The sequence below is a fragment of the Mediterraneibacter flintii genome, assembly GCF_055387595.1.
Genome location: NZ_AP031405.1, coordinates 3,867,039 through 3,880,486, shown reverse-complemented (window position 1 = coordinate 3,880,486; position 13,448 = coordinate 3,867,039). Strand labels below are relative to the sequence as shown.

At 42.6% G+C, this 13,448-nt stretch carries 14 protein-coding genes and 1 pseudogene; 13 read left to right on the top strand and 2 right to left on the bottom strand.

The features are described from left to right. Positions 1-7: 7 nt before the first annotated feature. Genes ACZ5C4_RS18445 through ACZ5C4_RS18435 form a run of 3 tightly spaced genes read left to right on the top strand, consistent with a single transcriptional unit; the run spans position 8 to position 949 of the window. Complete coding sequence (locus ACZ5C4_RS18445) at positions 8-385, top strand: thioredoxin family protein (RefSeq protein WP_002586620.1); 378 nt, start codon at positions 8-10, stop codon at positions 383-385. A 2-nt stretch (positions 386-387) separates the two neighbouring features. Then, the gene (locus ACZ5C4_RS18440) at positions 388-780 is read left to right on the top strand and encodes an arsenate reductase ArsC (protein WP_002586621.1); all 393 of its coding nucleotides are present in this window, start codon (positions 388-390) and stop codon (positions 778-780) included. Between the two features lies 1 nt (position 781). Then, a complete protein-coding gene (locus ACZ5C4_RS18435) occupies positions 782-949 on the top strand; it encodes a cysteine-rich KTR domain-containing protein (protein WP_074141147.1) in 168 nt (55 codons plus the stop codon). A gap of 53 nt (positions 950-1,002) precedes the next feature. Here ACZ5C4_RS18435 and ACZ5C4_RS18430 read toward each other — a convergent pair whose 3' ends face one another. Further along, positions 1,003-2,439: a MobA/MobL family protein gene (locus ACZ5C4_RS18430; RefSeq protein WP_002586622.1), complete on the bottom strand. Its 1,437-nt coding sequence runs from the start codon at positions 2,437-2,439 to the stop codon at positions 1,003-1,005. Between the two features lie 234 nt (positions 2,440-2,673). Next, positions 2,674-2,889 carry a helix-turn-helix domain-containing protein gene (locus ACZ5C4_RS18425; RefSeq protein ID WP_002586623.1) on the bottom strand — a complete coding sequence of 72 codons (216 nt, stop codon included), beginning with the start codon at positions 2,887-2,889 and terminating at the stop codon, positions 2,674-2,676. Positions 2,890-3,070: 181 nt separating this feature from the next. Between ACZ5C4_RS18425 and ACZ5C4_RS18420 the strand changes: the two genes are divergently transcribed. The 10 genes and pseudogenes from ACZ5C4_RS18420 to ACZ5C4_RS18375 all read left to right on the top strand — a co-directional run bounded on the left by ACZ5C4_RS18420 (position 3,071) and on the right by ACZ5C4_RS18375 (position 13,444). Then, positions 3,071-3,736 carry a helix-turn-helix domain-containing protein gene (locus tag ACZ5C4_RS18420; protein WP_002586624.1) on the top strand — a complete coding sequence of 222 codons (666 nt, stop codon included), beginning with the start codon at positions 3,071-3,073 and terminating at the stop codon, positions 3,734-3,736. A gap of 107 nt (positions 3,737-3,843) precedes the next feature. After that, positions 3,844-5,142 (top strand): tyrosine-type recombinase/integrase, encoded by a 1,299-nt coding sequence (locus ACZ5C4_RS18415; protein WP_002586625.1) that lies wholly within the window; start codon positions 3,844-3,846, stop codon positions 5,140-5,142. Between the two features lie 115 nt (positions 5,143-5,257). Then, positions 5,258-5,944: pseudogene (locus ACZ5C4_RS18410) on the top strand (SbcC/MukB-like Walker B domain-containing protein); the annotation flags it as partial. 2 nt (positions 5,945-5,946) lie between these two features. Next, positions 5,947-7,245: a Wadjet anti-phage system protein JetD domain-containing protein gene (locus ACZ5C4_RS18405; RefSeq protein WP_464522277.1), complete on the top strand. Its 1,299-nt coding sequence runs from the start codon at positions 5,947-5,949 to the stop codon at positions 7,243-7,245. Then, a complete protein-coding gene (gene yfcE, locus ACZ5C4_RS18400) occupies positions 7,242-7,802 on the top strand; it encodes a phosphodiesterase (RefSeq protein ID WP_464522276.1) in 561 nt (186 codons plus the stop codon). Before ACZ5C4_RS18405 ends, yfcE begins: the two co-directional genes overlap by 4 nt. Continuing rightward, the gene (locus ACZ5C4_RS18395) at positions 7,778-8,749 is read left to right on the top strand and encodes an NYN domain-containing protein (protein WP_464522275.1); all 972 of its coding nucleotides are present in this window, start codon (positions 7,778-7,780) and stop codon (positions 8,747-8,749) included. Before yfcE ends, ACZ5C4_RS18395 begins: the two co-directional genes overlap by 25 nt. 146 nt (positions 8,750-8,895) lie before the next feature. Beyond that, on the top strand, positions 8,896-9,726 hold the full coding sequence (locus ACZ5C4_RS18390; protein ID WP_464522274.1) for an HAD-IIB family hydrolase: 831 nt from the start codon (positions 8,896-8,898) through the stop codon (positions 9,724-9,726). Positions 9,727-9,929: 203 nt separating this feature from the next. Beyond that, the gene (locus ACZ5C4_RS18385) at positions 9,930-10,817 is read left to right on the top strand and encodes an acetamidase/formamidase family protein (protein WP_464522273.1); all 888 of its coding nucleotides are present in this window, start codon (positions 9,930-9,932) and stop codon (positions 10,815-10,817) included. Between the two features lie 15 nt (positions 10,818-10,832). Next, the gene (locus tag ACZ5C4_RS18380) at positions 10,833-11,822 is read left to right on the top strand and encodes a sugar ABC transporter substrate-binding protein (protein ID WP_464522272.1); all 990 of its coding nucleotides are present in this window, start codon (positions 10,833-10,835) and stop codon (positions 11,820-11,822) included. Between the two features lie 119 nt (positions 11,823-11,941). Continuing rightward, positions 11,942-13,444 (top strand): sugar ABC transporter ATP-binding protein, encoded by a 1,503-nt coding sequence (locus tag ACZ5C4_RS18375; RefSeq protein ID WP_464522271.1) that lies wholly within the window; start codon positions 11,942-11,944, stop codon positions 13,442-13,444. The last annotated feature ends 4 nt before the right edge of the window (positions 13,445-13,448 follow it).

Below are 13,448 nucleotides of genomic sequence, written 5' to 3'. Positions count from 1 at the left end.
TATTATTATGGCATTATTTAACTTTGGAAAGAAAAAGGAAGAAGAAAAGAAAACACCTGCTTGCGCTTGTAGCTGCGGTTGTGCTGCCAGCGAAGCAGAAAGCATTACAAACGATTGCTGTCCTGATTTGAAAGAGGGAGAAATCTGCTGTATCAAAGTGTTGGCAGGTTGTAAATCCTGTCACGAACAATTTGAATACACAAAGCAGGCAGTAAAGGATATGGGACTTTCCGTAGAGGTCGAATACATTACCGATATGCAGAAAGTAATGGAATACGGTGTTATGAGTATGCCTGCCCTTGTTGTCAACGAAAAGGTTGTTGCTATGGGTAAGGTTTTGAAAGCTGCTGATGTGGTTGCTCTGCTGCACAAGCTGGGGTTTTAACGATGGATAAGAAAAAGGTAGCCTTTATTTGTGTGCATAACTCCTGCCGCAGTCAGATTGCAGAAGCACTTGGAAAACATTTGGCGGGAGATAAGTTTGATTTCTATTCTGCCGGAACAGAAACAAAATCACAAATCAATCAGGACGCTGTGCGGCTTATGAAACAGCTTTATGGGATAGATATGGAGCAAAGCCAGTATAGCAAGACGATTGATAAAATCCCTACGCCCGATATTGCGATTTCAATGGGGTGTGATGTCGGTTGTCCCTATATCGGTAGAGCGTTTGATGATAATTGGGGACTTCCCGATCCGACGGGCAAAAGTGATGAATGTTTTATACAGGTCATTGAGAGAATATCTCAAAAAATAAAAGACTTGAAATTAGAAAAGTAACATGAAAGCCACAGAATGGATATATTGCCCTATCTGCGGCAATAAAACTCGCACAATGATACGGGAAGATACAGAATTAAGAAACTTCCCTCTCTACTGTCCGAAGTGCAAAAAGGAAACAAGCATCAATGCTCAGGATATGAAAGTCACGCTTGCAGAACACAAATAAGATTTTTATGTATGCCGCCGCATGGGTGATACCATAGCGGCGGTTTTTCGTGCCTATCGGCTGTCTCTGTCAAAGGATTTCTTTCTCTGTCTCGGCTGGTTTCTCTGCTTACCCTCCGCCTGAAGCTGACGCAGGCGTTTCAGCACGCTCTCTCGTTCAGGCGGCTTTGCCTGCTCTTTTTTGGCGGGTTTCTGTTTTTCCCTGACCTGTTGCTCCCATGCGGCAAGGTCACGATTGAACTGCTCCACAACAGCCTCCGCCTTACGGTAGGTTGCCATGTACGCCTGCACATCGGGATAACCGTCCTCTTTCAGAACATCGGGCAGTTTATCCAGCTTTTCAGCGATTTCCTTTTCTGTCCGCTGTATCTGCTCTGTGAGCGCCTTGCGCTCCTTACCCTTGAAAATCCCTTTTGTATCGGCAAGCTGTTGTTTCAGCTTCGGAAGTACCGTATCCTGCAAATGCCGGATTTCTTTCGCCTTATCCTGCGCCTTTATCATCAGCTTTTGCATGGTACGGAACTCTGCCATATCTATTTCAAGGACAGGCTTCGGCGGCATATCGTGTTCACGGATTAAGTTTTGCAGGAAGTCCTTAGCCTTGTTTACGATACTGCGGAACAGACCCGGCAGCCAGCCCTTGCTTTTGATAGACTGGCTCGCCTTTTCGTGTATCTCTGTCTGCTTGACTTCTAAAATCTTTGCTTCGGAGATACCTGATAATAACGCCATATCCGCTGTCCTGTTCCATTCCTGCCTTGCGGCATTATCGGCTTTGATTTCGTCCTCTTTGGGATTATTTTTGCCGATTTTCTTGGCCGGAAGATAGACGCTGTTTTTATCAAATACCTTTAAGTGCTGCTCAGGATCGGAGATATGGCAGTTAATAAGTTCTGTATACACTTCCTTTATCTCTCGGAGAAAAGGCTCTCCCTTAAAGCGTGTATCTTTGGTAGTAAACAGATGGCTTTCGTATACCTCGCCTTTTTTGATGACGGTACAGCCTTTCCGTATCTGCCCGTCCTCCCCCGTGATTTCCTTTTTGGTGCGGACACGCTTTCCAGTCTCGTCAAAGAACACGCTGCGGGAAGCAACCTTTACATCAGGTTCGGGGAGCAACCTCCTCTCGCTGAAAATCAGATGGATATGATAATTTGTCTTGCGCTTGTTGTGGTGGAGGGCGGACACGCACTCCACACCGTACCGCCTGCGGAACTCCTCTGTAAAGTCCGTGAGTACCTGCTGCGGCTCGTATTGCGTATAGATTTCGGGCAAGGCGATAATCAGTTCCCTTGCTTCGATACATTTGCCCTCTGTGCCGCTGCGCTGAAACTCCTGCTGGCTTTCCCTTGCAAGGTTGCTCCAAAAGGTGCTGTCGGCGGTGCGGTAGGTGGCATAGAGATTTTCCTGCCTTGCATGGCTTGTAATATACGATATTCGCCCTTTGACATTGGGCAGTTTTGACATCTGGATAAAACTGTGTCTCGGCATACATCATCTCCGTTTTCTGTTGTCAAGGTGCGTCCTTTTTTTGCAACCGTTTACGGTTGTGGCTGTCGCTGCGGCAGCGGTGACAGCCCCGTATCATACGCCGCAGGCGGTTGATACGGAAGCCCCCTGCAAGGGCGAAATACCCGGAGTACAAATCGAAGATTTGTGCGAGGGGTGTATTTCGCTCTCAAACGCCGAGGGCTTAGGGTTACTTTCCGAAAAGAGAATGGATGGTCATTCCACTCTGCGGACATCATCGGGCTTCAGAAGATTTCTTCCCTGATTGACCGTCAGAAACCGTTCCAGCGTGTCCCTGCGGATAATGGTCTTGCGCCCCACTTTGAGGACGGGCAGCTTTCCCCATTCCACCAGCTTCCGCATGGTGTTCCTGCCGATACCCGTACATTCTGCGGCTTCCTCTATGGTAAGTCCCATTTTGACTGCGCTCATTCTATCAACCTCCTTTTAGAATACTCATTTTGCAACTACTGTTTTATCATTATACTTATTCTGCCATCTCTTGTCAACCTATTTTGCAACCATTCATAGTTTATTTACAACTTTCATTGAGATAAAGGTTGCAAAATAAGTATCGGCGTGTTATACTGATACCAGTCAGGAGGTGAACACCTTGAAAAAAGAAACCACATTCACCGCAAAACAGGTCGGTAGGAGGATTAAGGAACGCCGCACAGAGTTAAACATTACCATGCCGGAACTTGGCAGGCGTGTAGGCGTGAACAAATCCACCATTCAGCGGTATGAAGCGGACGGAGTTGATCCGAAGCGCACAATGGTTATCAACGGTCTTGCGGAAGCGTTGCTCACAACTCCCGAATGGCTGACAGGTCTTTCCGATGATAAGGAATATGACACCTATACTCTTTGCCAGCGGGATATTGAGGAACACATCAGGAAATATCTGGACACAGTTTCCTATACAGTAAAGGGCGAGCCGCACCAGCAGCTTCTCACGACATTTCTCGGCAAGATGGTTGACCTGTATACGGTTATGACCTGCTACTTTGCTGATGCTATGGAGGAAGTTGACCGTGTGGCGGAGGACAAAGGGCTGAAAGAGTCTCTTGGACGGTACGCCATAGAGTCCGGGGCAATCATGGAACAGGTATACCGCAAGAAGATGGAAGTACCGATTGAGGATATGAAACGGTTTTTAGACGGGATTTTACATATCCACGATGAGGGGCGCACAAGAATGTCGATGGGCGCACTTTTCGGGATAGTGGAGGAAGCCGAAGAAAGGCTTTCCGAAAAAGAAAATTCCGTGGCACCTTGACAAGTAAAGACGCCAGTTGACTTTCACTGGCGGAAGTGACACAATTACTTTACGCACACCATATGTCACAGTCCCGATTGCCACGGATAGAAAGGAGTTTTTTATCTATGGCAAAAGGTTCTGTAAGAAAGAAAGGCAAAAAGTGGTACGGACGCTTTTATATTGAAGATGAAAGCGGCAGAAAAGTGCAGAAAGAGTTTGCAGGCACAGAGAGCAAGGCGGAAACAGAAGCCATGCTCCGCAAAGCGATAGCGGACTATGAGGAAAAGCAGTTTGTCGGGAAAGCGGAAAACATCACGGTAGGCGATATGCTGGATATGTGGGTAGAGGAAGAACTGAAACCCGGCAACTTAAGCAACGGGACGGTCATGTCCTATCAGGGAACGGTCAACCGTATCAAGCAATATCCCATTGGCAAACGCAAGCTGAAAACCGTGACCGCCGACCATTTGCAGGCGTTCATTGATTTTCTGAGCTACGGTGGGACAAACCCGGACGGGACAACTTCAAAGCCCATGAGCAAAGGATATATGCTCCTGTTCTCGGCGGTGTTGCAAAATTCCTTCCGCTTTGCGGTTTTCCCGAAAAAACTGATTACCTTTAACCCTATGCAGTATGTGAAGCTGAGGGGCAGGAAGCAGGAAACGGATATTTTCTCGGACAGTGAGGAAGATACTTCCAGTATTCCTACTATCACCCATGAACAGTTCCAAAAGCTGGAGGAATTTCTCAAGGCAAAAGATAATCCCGCCTTGCTGCCTGTGCAGATAGCGTACTACACGGGGCTTCGTATCGGGGAAGTATGCGGCTTGACTTGGCAGGATATTAACCTTGAGGAACAATATCTCACGGTACGCCGAAGCATGCGCTATAACGGAACAAGGCACACAACCGAAGTGGGAACGACAAAACGGAGCAAAGTCCGCACCGTTGATTTCTGCGACACGCTGGCGGCAATCCTGCGGGCGGCGAGAACAGAACAGCGCAAAAACCGTTTCCGCTACGGGGAGTTTTATCACCTGAACTACTACAAAGAAGTAAAGGAAAAAGGGCGCACCTATTATGAGGTTTACAGCCTGCAAAGGACAGAGGAAGTCCCGGAGGATTACAAGGAAATCTCCTTTGTCTGCCTGAGAGCAGACGGGGCGTATGAAGCGCCGAGTACGGTAGGGATTATGTGCAGGGCGGCAAAGAAGAAAGTGAAAGGGCTTGAAGATTTCCATTTCCACACGCTCCGTCACACCTACACAAGCAATCTGCTTTCCGGCGGCGCAAAGCCGAAAGATGTGCAGGAACTTCTCGGACACTCCGATGTCAGTACCACAATGAACATCTACGCTCACTCTACAAGGGAAGCGAAGCGCACTTCCGCAAGGCTGCTGGATAAGGTGGTCGGCGGGGAATAAAAAGTTGCCCTTGTTTCGGCTCGTAAGGGCAAAAACAAGGGCAAACAGATAAGGTTTGAATGAAAAACAGGCGTGAAGCCTTGAAAAATCAATGGTTTTTGAGGATTAGATAGTTAAATACCAATTTGTGATTTCGAAAAATAAAGGGCCGGACGGAAAGTACTACAGAATGTTTATGGATGAAGCACTTGATATTAAGCCATCTCAGTTAAGCAATCATTTTGAAAATCAGATAGATTTATTCACAATGGAGCATGAGGAAGAATACGGAGATATGATGAATGAGCTGATCCAAATATTTATCCCGCCGGACAACGCGACGAGGGAAGAATTAGAAGAGGCGAAGAGAAACATGGACAAATATGCGGATTACCGTACCTACCTGTCTTTTGACATGCAGCAGATCGTTCGTGGTGAAAAAGAGATGCGCATTGGATTGAGCCGCATGATAAAAAAGAATTCAGGAGGAGAGGGACAGAATCCCTTATATATTGCTCTGCTTGCAAGCTTTGCGCAGATATATAAGATCAATCTGCCGGCAAAAATGAAGAGACCGTCTACCCTTCGTCTGGTTGTTCTCGATGAAGCGTTTTCCAAAATGGACGCAGAGAAAGTGGCAAGCTGTATTTCTCTGATTCGCGGGCTGGGCTTTCAGGCTATTATCAGTGCAACTAATGATAAAATACAGAACTACATAGAAAACGTGGATAAGACTTTTGTATATGCGAATCCCAATAAACGGCATATTTCCATACAGGAGTTTGAGAGGCAAGAGTTCGGGCAGCTTGCAGGAGAAGAATAGGTATGGCGGAGGATGAAAAAAGAAACTGTCTCCTTGATTGGAGTGGAGACAGAGAAGTACAGTATCTCATTGAGAAAATAATTGCACAGGTAGAAAACAGTAAAAACCAATGGAGAAAAGGAAGTACAGGCAGAAAGAGTCTGGATAATAAAAAGGGGCAGCTTTTTAGCAGGGAGCATCTACAGTCGGAGGTATCTAAGGCTGCCGCAATACTTGAGGAAGCAGGGATAATACAGATTAACTGGAGCAGAGGATACAGAGGGCTGGAGTTTGATTCCCTCTCTTACCGGCTGGAGGATATGCCGTATTTTTATGAATTGTACCAAAAGACTGTCGATTCGGATTTTCAGCCGCGGTGGTACTGGACACAGAAGTATAGAGCTTTAGTAGAAGAGGAATTGGCACAGATAGAGAAGCCATGGATTCGCGCTTATTATGAAAATCTTCTTAGTCAGGCAGAGAGCCGTAATATACGGGAAAGATATGAAAAGACGACGGCATACAAGGAGTGCTTCCGAGGATTGGATAAGCAAGAAGAGCCTGTTTACAAGCGGGTGTTTAGTAAGAAATATCTTGGAGATACAAAGCGGTTTGAAAAGGAATATCAGGACTATGTGGTAAAGCAGGCGCGAAGGTACTGTGTAAGATTAGATGCGGATTTGGATGAAGCAGAGATGAATGATACAGAGATTTTATCTCAGATTTTTATAGAAGAATACGCACAGGAACTTTCCGTAAAGGGCCCCTTGTGTCTGGAAATGAAGGTTCCTGATGGAACAGGTTGGAAATACATTCAGACAGGTGACTGGTTCTACGGGGCTACGCTCAACAGCGAGATGCTTAAAAATGCCCGTATATCCAAAGCCCAGCCGGGACTAAAGAGAATCATTACTATAGAAAATAAGGCAAACTTTGTATCAGCGCCCTATCAGGAGGATACGCTCTATGTGTTCAGTCACGGGTATTTTACTCCGAAAGAAAAAGAATTTTTGCAAAAGCTGTATTGTGTGCTGAAAGGACAGAATATCTGTTATCTGCACAGCGGAGATTTAGACTATGGAGGAGTAAAGATTTTTCATTATATAAAAACAAAAATCTTTCCAGAACTTATGCCTCTATATATGGATGCAGAGACGTTTGAGGCTTACGAAGCCTATGCGGAACCAATTGGGGAACAAAAGCTGGAGAAATTGAAAAAGCTCGAAGAGCCACTCTTACAGCCGGTAATTGACAAGATGATAGAGACGGGACTGGGAATTGAGCAGGAGAGCTTTTTGTTGAAAGGAGAAGGAAATTTATGAAACTTATGATTGCATCAGACATACACGGTTCTGCACAATACTGTGGTGAAATGCTGGAGGCATATAAAAGGGAGAAAGCGGATAAATTGTTGCTGCTGGGGGATATTCTTTATCACGGCCCGCGCAATAATCTTCCGGAGAGATATGCCCCCAAGGAGGTAATCGCAATGCTCAATCCTATGTGCCGAGAGATACTGTGTGTACGGGGAAACTGCGATACAGAGGTAGACCAGATGGTGTTGGAATTTCCGATTATGGCGGAGTATGCATTTTTAGAACTGGATGGTATCTGTCTGTTTGCTACGCATGGACATGTATTCAATCCAGAGAAACTGCCTATGTTAAAGACTGGCGATATTTTACTAAATGGGCATACGCATGTTCCGGCATGTAAAGAGATAGACGGGACAGGGATTTGGTATATGAACCCGGGGTCTGTTTCGATTCCAAAGGAGGATTCTGCGCATAGTTATATGGTATATGAAGACAGAACATTTAGATGGAAAAATTTAGAGGGAGAGGAATATAAAATATGGAAGATCGATACGCACTGTTGATTGACTCGGATAACGTGTCAGCAAAGTATATCAAACCAATATTGGATGAATTATCAAAATACGGTAATGTAACATACAAAAGAATCTATGGCGACTGGACAAAGACAAACAATGCCGGATGGAAGGGAGAGCTTTTACAGAATTCTATCACGCCGATTCAGCAGTTTAGTTATACCTATGGGAAGAATGCTACAGATTCTGCTATGATTATTGATGCGATGGACATGCTGTACACAAGTGAATTGGAAGGCTTTTGTCTTGTGTCAAGCGACAGTGATTTTACAAAATTGGCAAGCCGGCTTAGAGAAAGCGGCAAAACAGTAATTGGAATGGGAGAAGTAAAAACACCACAGCCCTTCCGAAAGGCATGTGATATTTTTACGGAGTTGGAGCTGCTTTTGGAAGACAATACATTAGAGAAGGAAGAACGTGCCAGCGTTCACACAGTTTCGGGAAAAGATGTGGAGAAAGCAAGCGAGGAAACAGCAGTTTCTAAAAATCAAATTGAAGAAGCTGTTGTTAAAATCATTACAGAGAACCAGAATGACAATAAGGAGACGGGGCTGGGCGAAGTAGGAAGCAGATTGGTAAAGCTGTACCCAGACTTTGATGTAAGACGTTATGGGTACAGCCTGTTGTCTAAATTTTTAGAGACATTTCCGAAGCTAAAGCTCATACAGGACGGAACAAAGGTGTCTGTAACACTGTATGAGGATAAAAGCAAAAAAGAAATGCTGGAGGAGTATATTCTGCAACTGATTCAAGATGCCGGCAGGCAGGGGGTGCCATTGGGAACACTGGGGAATAAGATCCGGAATCGGTTCGGAGATTTTAAAGTGCGGGACTATGGATTCTCACAGTTTAAACAGTACATTGAAAGTTTCTCAGATGTGAGGGTAGAAGAAGACGGAGAGAAGAATACAGCGGTATATTGTGGAAAAAGATAGCAGAGGTTCTTCATTACGGTTGTAAATTTATATTCTGAGAAGGAGTAAGACAAGATAAGAAATATAGAGTGCAAGATTGTGTATCGACATGATTTCGATACCTGACTTATGATGGAAGTATCAGTGAGAATCCAGGAGGAAAAAGCATGAGCACATTATATATTTCAGATTTAGACGGCACATTATTTAATAAAGAGAAAAAGATTTCAGAGAAATCCACACAACTTTTGAATCAGTGTATTGCGTCGGGAATGAAATTTTCAGTTGCTACTGCAAGGATGCCCTATGGATGTGACTACCGATTAGAAGGGATTAAGCTGGAAATACCAGGAATTTTGACAAACGGAGTATTTCTGTACGATTTTCAAAACAAAAAATATATATCTGTAGAATCTATAAATCGGGAGAGCGCCGAAAAGGTCATCAGGTTAATGGAGGAAAAAGGACTGTCTTGCTTTGAGTATATGTATTGTAAGGATGGTATTCATATTTATTATGGCAGGCGAGAACTGGAAAAGCAGACACAGTATTATAGTGAACGGGCTTTGAAAGAATGTGCAGAGGTATCTTTTCAGAAGGATATGCAGGATGTATCGTATAGAGGAGAAGTGTTTTATATTACGTATTCAGGACAAAAAGAAGTACTAGAGCCAATCTGTGATATGCTGGAAGGAATTGCTGGAATTAACTATTCCTTTTACTTAAATATTTATAATGGACTGTACTGCCTGGAAATTTACAGCAACAAGGCGAGTAAGCAGGCAGCACTGTTAAAGCTGAAAAAGTATGTAGAATGTGATGAAATAGTTGTATTTGGTGATAACTGGAATGATGTGCCGATGATTGAGATTGCGGATAGAAGTTATGCCCCAGAAAATGCACTGGAAGAAATTAAAGAAATGGTAACAGGAGTAATACATGGGTGTGATGAAGATGGAGTTGCCAGGTTTTTGAGTGAAGAATGTAAAACAAAATAAATATAAGTTAGGATAGAGGGATGTCACTTGTTTTTTATAATACAGTGACGTCCCTTTTATTGTTGGAAAAATAGGAAAGAAATGCAAAATAAGCAATATGTTGTGCAAGATATGAAAAGATTTTTTCGGGGGGGGGGTATAATTTGAATAACTTAAAAAGCGCGAATAAAAAGTTGTACAACAAATATGAGAAAGGAGAAAGAATGAAAAATATTACAGAAACTACTCCGTATTATGACGAAAAATTAGAAAGTGTTTATGAGGCGGTATCTGGCGAAAGTGTTTTATTTATAGCGCCGGACTGTTGGGGAAACGAATTGAATGAATCGGTTACAAAAGGAGAGCTCTATAAAAAAGGGTTGGAAATGAATCCCTGCTGCGGACCGGTAACGGTGAAAAATGCAGAACCAGGAGATACGGTGAAGATTACGGTAGAAGACATAAATGTGGCGCCGACAGGACATTTAGCTATTTATCGCCCGGAATTTGGCGGTCTGTCTTCCTATCTGGAAAAGGATGAGACAATCACAGTTCCGATAGAGAATGGCAGAGCAAAGCTTCACGGGAAATTCTCGATACCAATAAAACCTATGTTAGGAGTTCTTGCAGTAACTCCTTGTGGAGAGAAAAAAAGTACACTTTTATCTGGAACATATGGCGGTAATATGGACTGTAATTTATTGAATAAAGGAACAGTATTATATCTTCCCGTACAGGTTAAAGGAGGAAAAATTATCACAGGAGATGTACATGCGCTTCAAGGGAATGGAGAAGTACTGGCATCATTGGAAATTCCAGCAACAATAAGGCTAAAAATAGAATTGATTAAAGGACGGCAGGAAAAATGGCCGGTACTGGAAACAAAAGATGGGTGGAATGTCATTACTTCCGGTCTGACTTCTGATGAGGCAAATGAGCATGCGATGATTGCGATGGCGGAGTTCCTTACTAAAAGAGGAGAGCTCACTAATAAAGAATGGCTGACACTGATGGGGCTTGTGGGAGAGGCAAATATATGCAAGGTGGTCGATACATATAAAACAGCTAGATTTTTCATGGGTAAAGAATATACAGAAAATTTGGAATTCTAAAAGAGGTAAAAGAATATGGAAAAAAGGAAAATTATTTCAATAATCATATTGGTATGTATGCTGTGCGGTCTTATTGCCGGATGTGGTAATAAGAATACAAAAGAAGGAACAACTTCTGATAATAGCGAAGACAAAAAAACAATCGGTTTGGTAGTACATAGCTTGGATGACAATTATGTTTCCTATTTAGTAGATGCATTTGAGAATACAGTTTCAAAAACAGATGACTACGAATTAATGGTATTAGACAGTAAGAAAGATGTAAATACAGAGTCACAAAATATTACAAATTTAATTTCTATGAATGTTGCAGGAATCGTGTTGCACTGTGTAGATTCCAATGCGTGTGAAAATTATGTGACACAGTGCGAAGAAGCCGGAATTCTACTTATAACGACAAAGGCATTATATTCTTCTGTAAAACCGGATACCACAATTATAATGGACTCATATGATACCGGAGTAGCGCAGGCGGAAGGTCTGGTAGAAAAGATGGGTGAAACTGGAAAAGTTATTATATTGCTGGGTGAACTAGGTTCAGAATATACGAATGAGAGGACAGCAGGCAATAAGGAGGTATTTGAAAAATATGATGGAATTACAGTTGTGCAGGAGGAATGTGCTAACTGGTCAAGAGCAGATGCGATGGACATTGTAGAAAATCTCTTGCAGTCAGGAGAAGAATTTAACGCTGTTATCAGTAATAACGATGAAATGGCTATCGGTGCAGGGCTGGCGATACAAGGGCAGGGGCTAAATCTTGAAGACTACTATATTGCAGGAATTGATTCAACACCAGAAGCTTTGGAAATGATTGAGGAAGGTGTGCTGGATGTTACGGTGTTTGACAATGTAAAAAACATTGCTGATACAGCGATTGATACTCTACAAAAATTGAACAATGGAGAAGAAGTAGAAGATACAATTAATTTGCAGTGTATGGTAGTGACAAAAGATAATATAGATGAGTGCCAGGAAGTATGGGATGAAGTCCTTGGTAAATAAGATTATATATAGAGGCATATGCTCCCGGCGCTAGGGAGCATATGCCTCTTTTTTAAGTGTAGAAAGCCTGATGCGGAATTGTTCGTTTTTATGTCAGGAAGAGAAAGGTGGCAGTATCTATGGAAGGAAAGTATATACTAGAAATGCAGGATATTACAAAAAAATTTCCTGGTGTATTAGCTTTAGACAAAGTACGGTTAAAAGTAAGAAAAGGGACTGTACATGCTTTAATGGGAGAAAATGGAGCTGGCAAATCTACTTTGATGAAAGTGCTGTTAGGATTGTATAAACCGGACGGGGGACAGATTGTTTTTAAAGAACAGCAGGTACACTTCGCGGGCCCTAGTGATGCACTGAAACATGGGATTGCGATGATACATCAGGAATTGGCAAACATGCCTGAACGTACAGTGGCTCAGAATATGTTTTTAGGGAGAGAACAAACTGGAAAGAACGGGTTGATTTTGGATGATAAGAAGATGGAAAGAGAGAGTGCGAAAATATTTGAGCGTCTTAACATACGAATAAATCCAAAAACAAAAATGAAAAATCTTACAGTTGCACAGCAGCAGCTTTGTGAGATAGCAAAGTCTGTCTCCTGTGATGCAGATTTGATTATTATGGATGAGCCTACATCTTCTATTACGGAAGATGATGCGAAAAATTTGTTTCGGATTATAAAAAATCTGTTGGAAAAGAAAATAACAATTATATACATTTCACATAAGATGGATGAAATTTTCCGAATTGCAGATGAGATTACTGTTTTCAGAGATGGACAGTATGTTGATACCAGGACTGCAAAAGAGATGGATCAGAATATTTTAATTTCTCTTATGGTTGGAAGAGAAATTAAGGACTTTTACCAAAAAATAAACGTAGATATTGGGGAGACTGTACTAAAGGTAGAAAATTTATCTTGTGAAAGCTTATTTAAGAATATCAGTTTTGAACTGCATAAGGGAGAGATTCTTGGCTTTGCAGGTTTAGTGGGAGCAGGCAGAACAGAAATAATGGAAACGCTTTTCGGTATGAGGAAAAAAACGTCGGGAAAGATTTATATAAAAGGAAAACCGGTTGATATACGGACACCAGGAGATGCAATTTCATATGGAATAGGCTTCCTGACGGAAGACAGAAAAGCTTCTGGCTGCTTTCTACCTTTAGATGTTAATAGAAATACATACATTGCGGCTATTAGAAAATATACAAAATGGGGGTTTGTCAGTGGGAAAAAGACAAAAAATGCCACAGAAAACATGAGGAAAACTCTATCTGTAAAAGTTTCAGATATAAACCAGTTGATGGAGAATTTATCAGGGGGTAATCAGCAGAAAGTATTGATTGGGAGATGGCTTCTAATTGAGCCTGAGATTCTGATTATAGATGAACCAACCAGAGGAATTGATGTCGGTTCTAAGACTGTTATTCATAGTTTGATTAGTGAATTAGCGGCAAAAGGAACTAGTATTATTATGATTTCTTCAGAGATGCCGGAAGTAATAGGAATGAGCGACAGGATTATGGTACTGCATGAGGGAGGGATGATGGGCAGCCTGGAACGGAATGAATTTAGCCAGGAAAAAATAATGGCGTATTCGAGTGGAATTACATCGACATAAGGAG

Bases quoted from the DNA above. Each gene is read 5' to 3' on its own strand.
- ACZ5C4_RS18445 (WP_002586620.1), top strand. From the start codon at position 8: ATGGCATTATTTAACTTTGGAAAGAAAAAGGAAGAAGAAAAGAAAACA.
- ACZ5C4_RS18440 (WP_002586621.1), top strand. From the start codon at position 388: ATGGATAAGAAAAAGGTAGCCTTTATTTGTGTGCATAACTCCTGCCGC.
- ACZ5C4_RS18435 (WP_074141147.1), top strand. From the start codon at position 782: ATGAAAGCCACAGAATGGATATATTGCCCTATCTGCGGCAATAAAACT.
- ACZ5C4_RS18430 (WP_002586622.1), bottom strand. From the start codon at position 2,439: ATGCCGAGACACAGTTTTATCCAGATGTCAAAACTGCCCAATGTCAAA.
- ACZ5C4_RS18425 (WP_002586623.1), bottom strand. From the start codon at position 2,889: ATGAGCGCAGTCAAAATGGGACTTACCATAGAGGAAGCCGCAGAATGT.
- ACZ5C4_RS18415 (WP_002586625.1), top strand. From the start codon at position 3,844: ATGGCAAAAGGTTCTGTAAGAAAGAAAGGCAAAAAGTGGTACGGACGC.
- ACZ5C4_RS18405 (WP_464522277.1), top strand. From the start codon at position 5,947: ATGGCGGAGGATGAAAAAAGAAACTGTCTCCTTGATTGGAGTGGAGAC.
- yfcE (WP_464522276.1), top strand. From the start codon at position 7,242: ATGAAACTTATGATTGCATCAGACATACACGGTTCTGCACAATACTGT.
- ACZ5C4_RS18395 (WP_464522275.1), top strand. From the start codon at position 7,778: ATGGAAGATCGATACGCACTGTTGATTGACTCGGATAACGTGTCAGCA.
- ACZ5C4_RS18390 (WP_464522274.1), top strand. From the start codon at position 8,896: ATGAGCACATTATATATTTCAGATTTAGACGGCACATTATTTAATAAA.
- ACZ5C4_RS18385 (WP_464522273.1), top strand. From the start codon at position 9,930: ATGAAAAATATTACAGAAACTACTCCGTATTATGACGAAAAATTAGAA.
- ACZ5C4_RS18380 (WP_464522272.1), top strand. From the start codon at position 10,833: ATGGAAAAAAGGAAAATTATTTCAATAATCATATTGGTATGTATGCTG.
- ACZ5C4_RS18375 (WP_464522271.1), top strand. From the start codon at position 11,942: ATGGAAGGAAAGTATATACTAGAAATGCAGGATATTACAAAAAAATTT.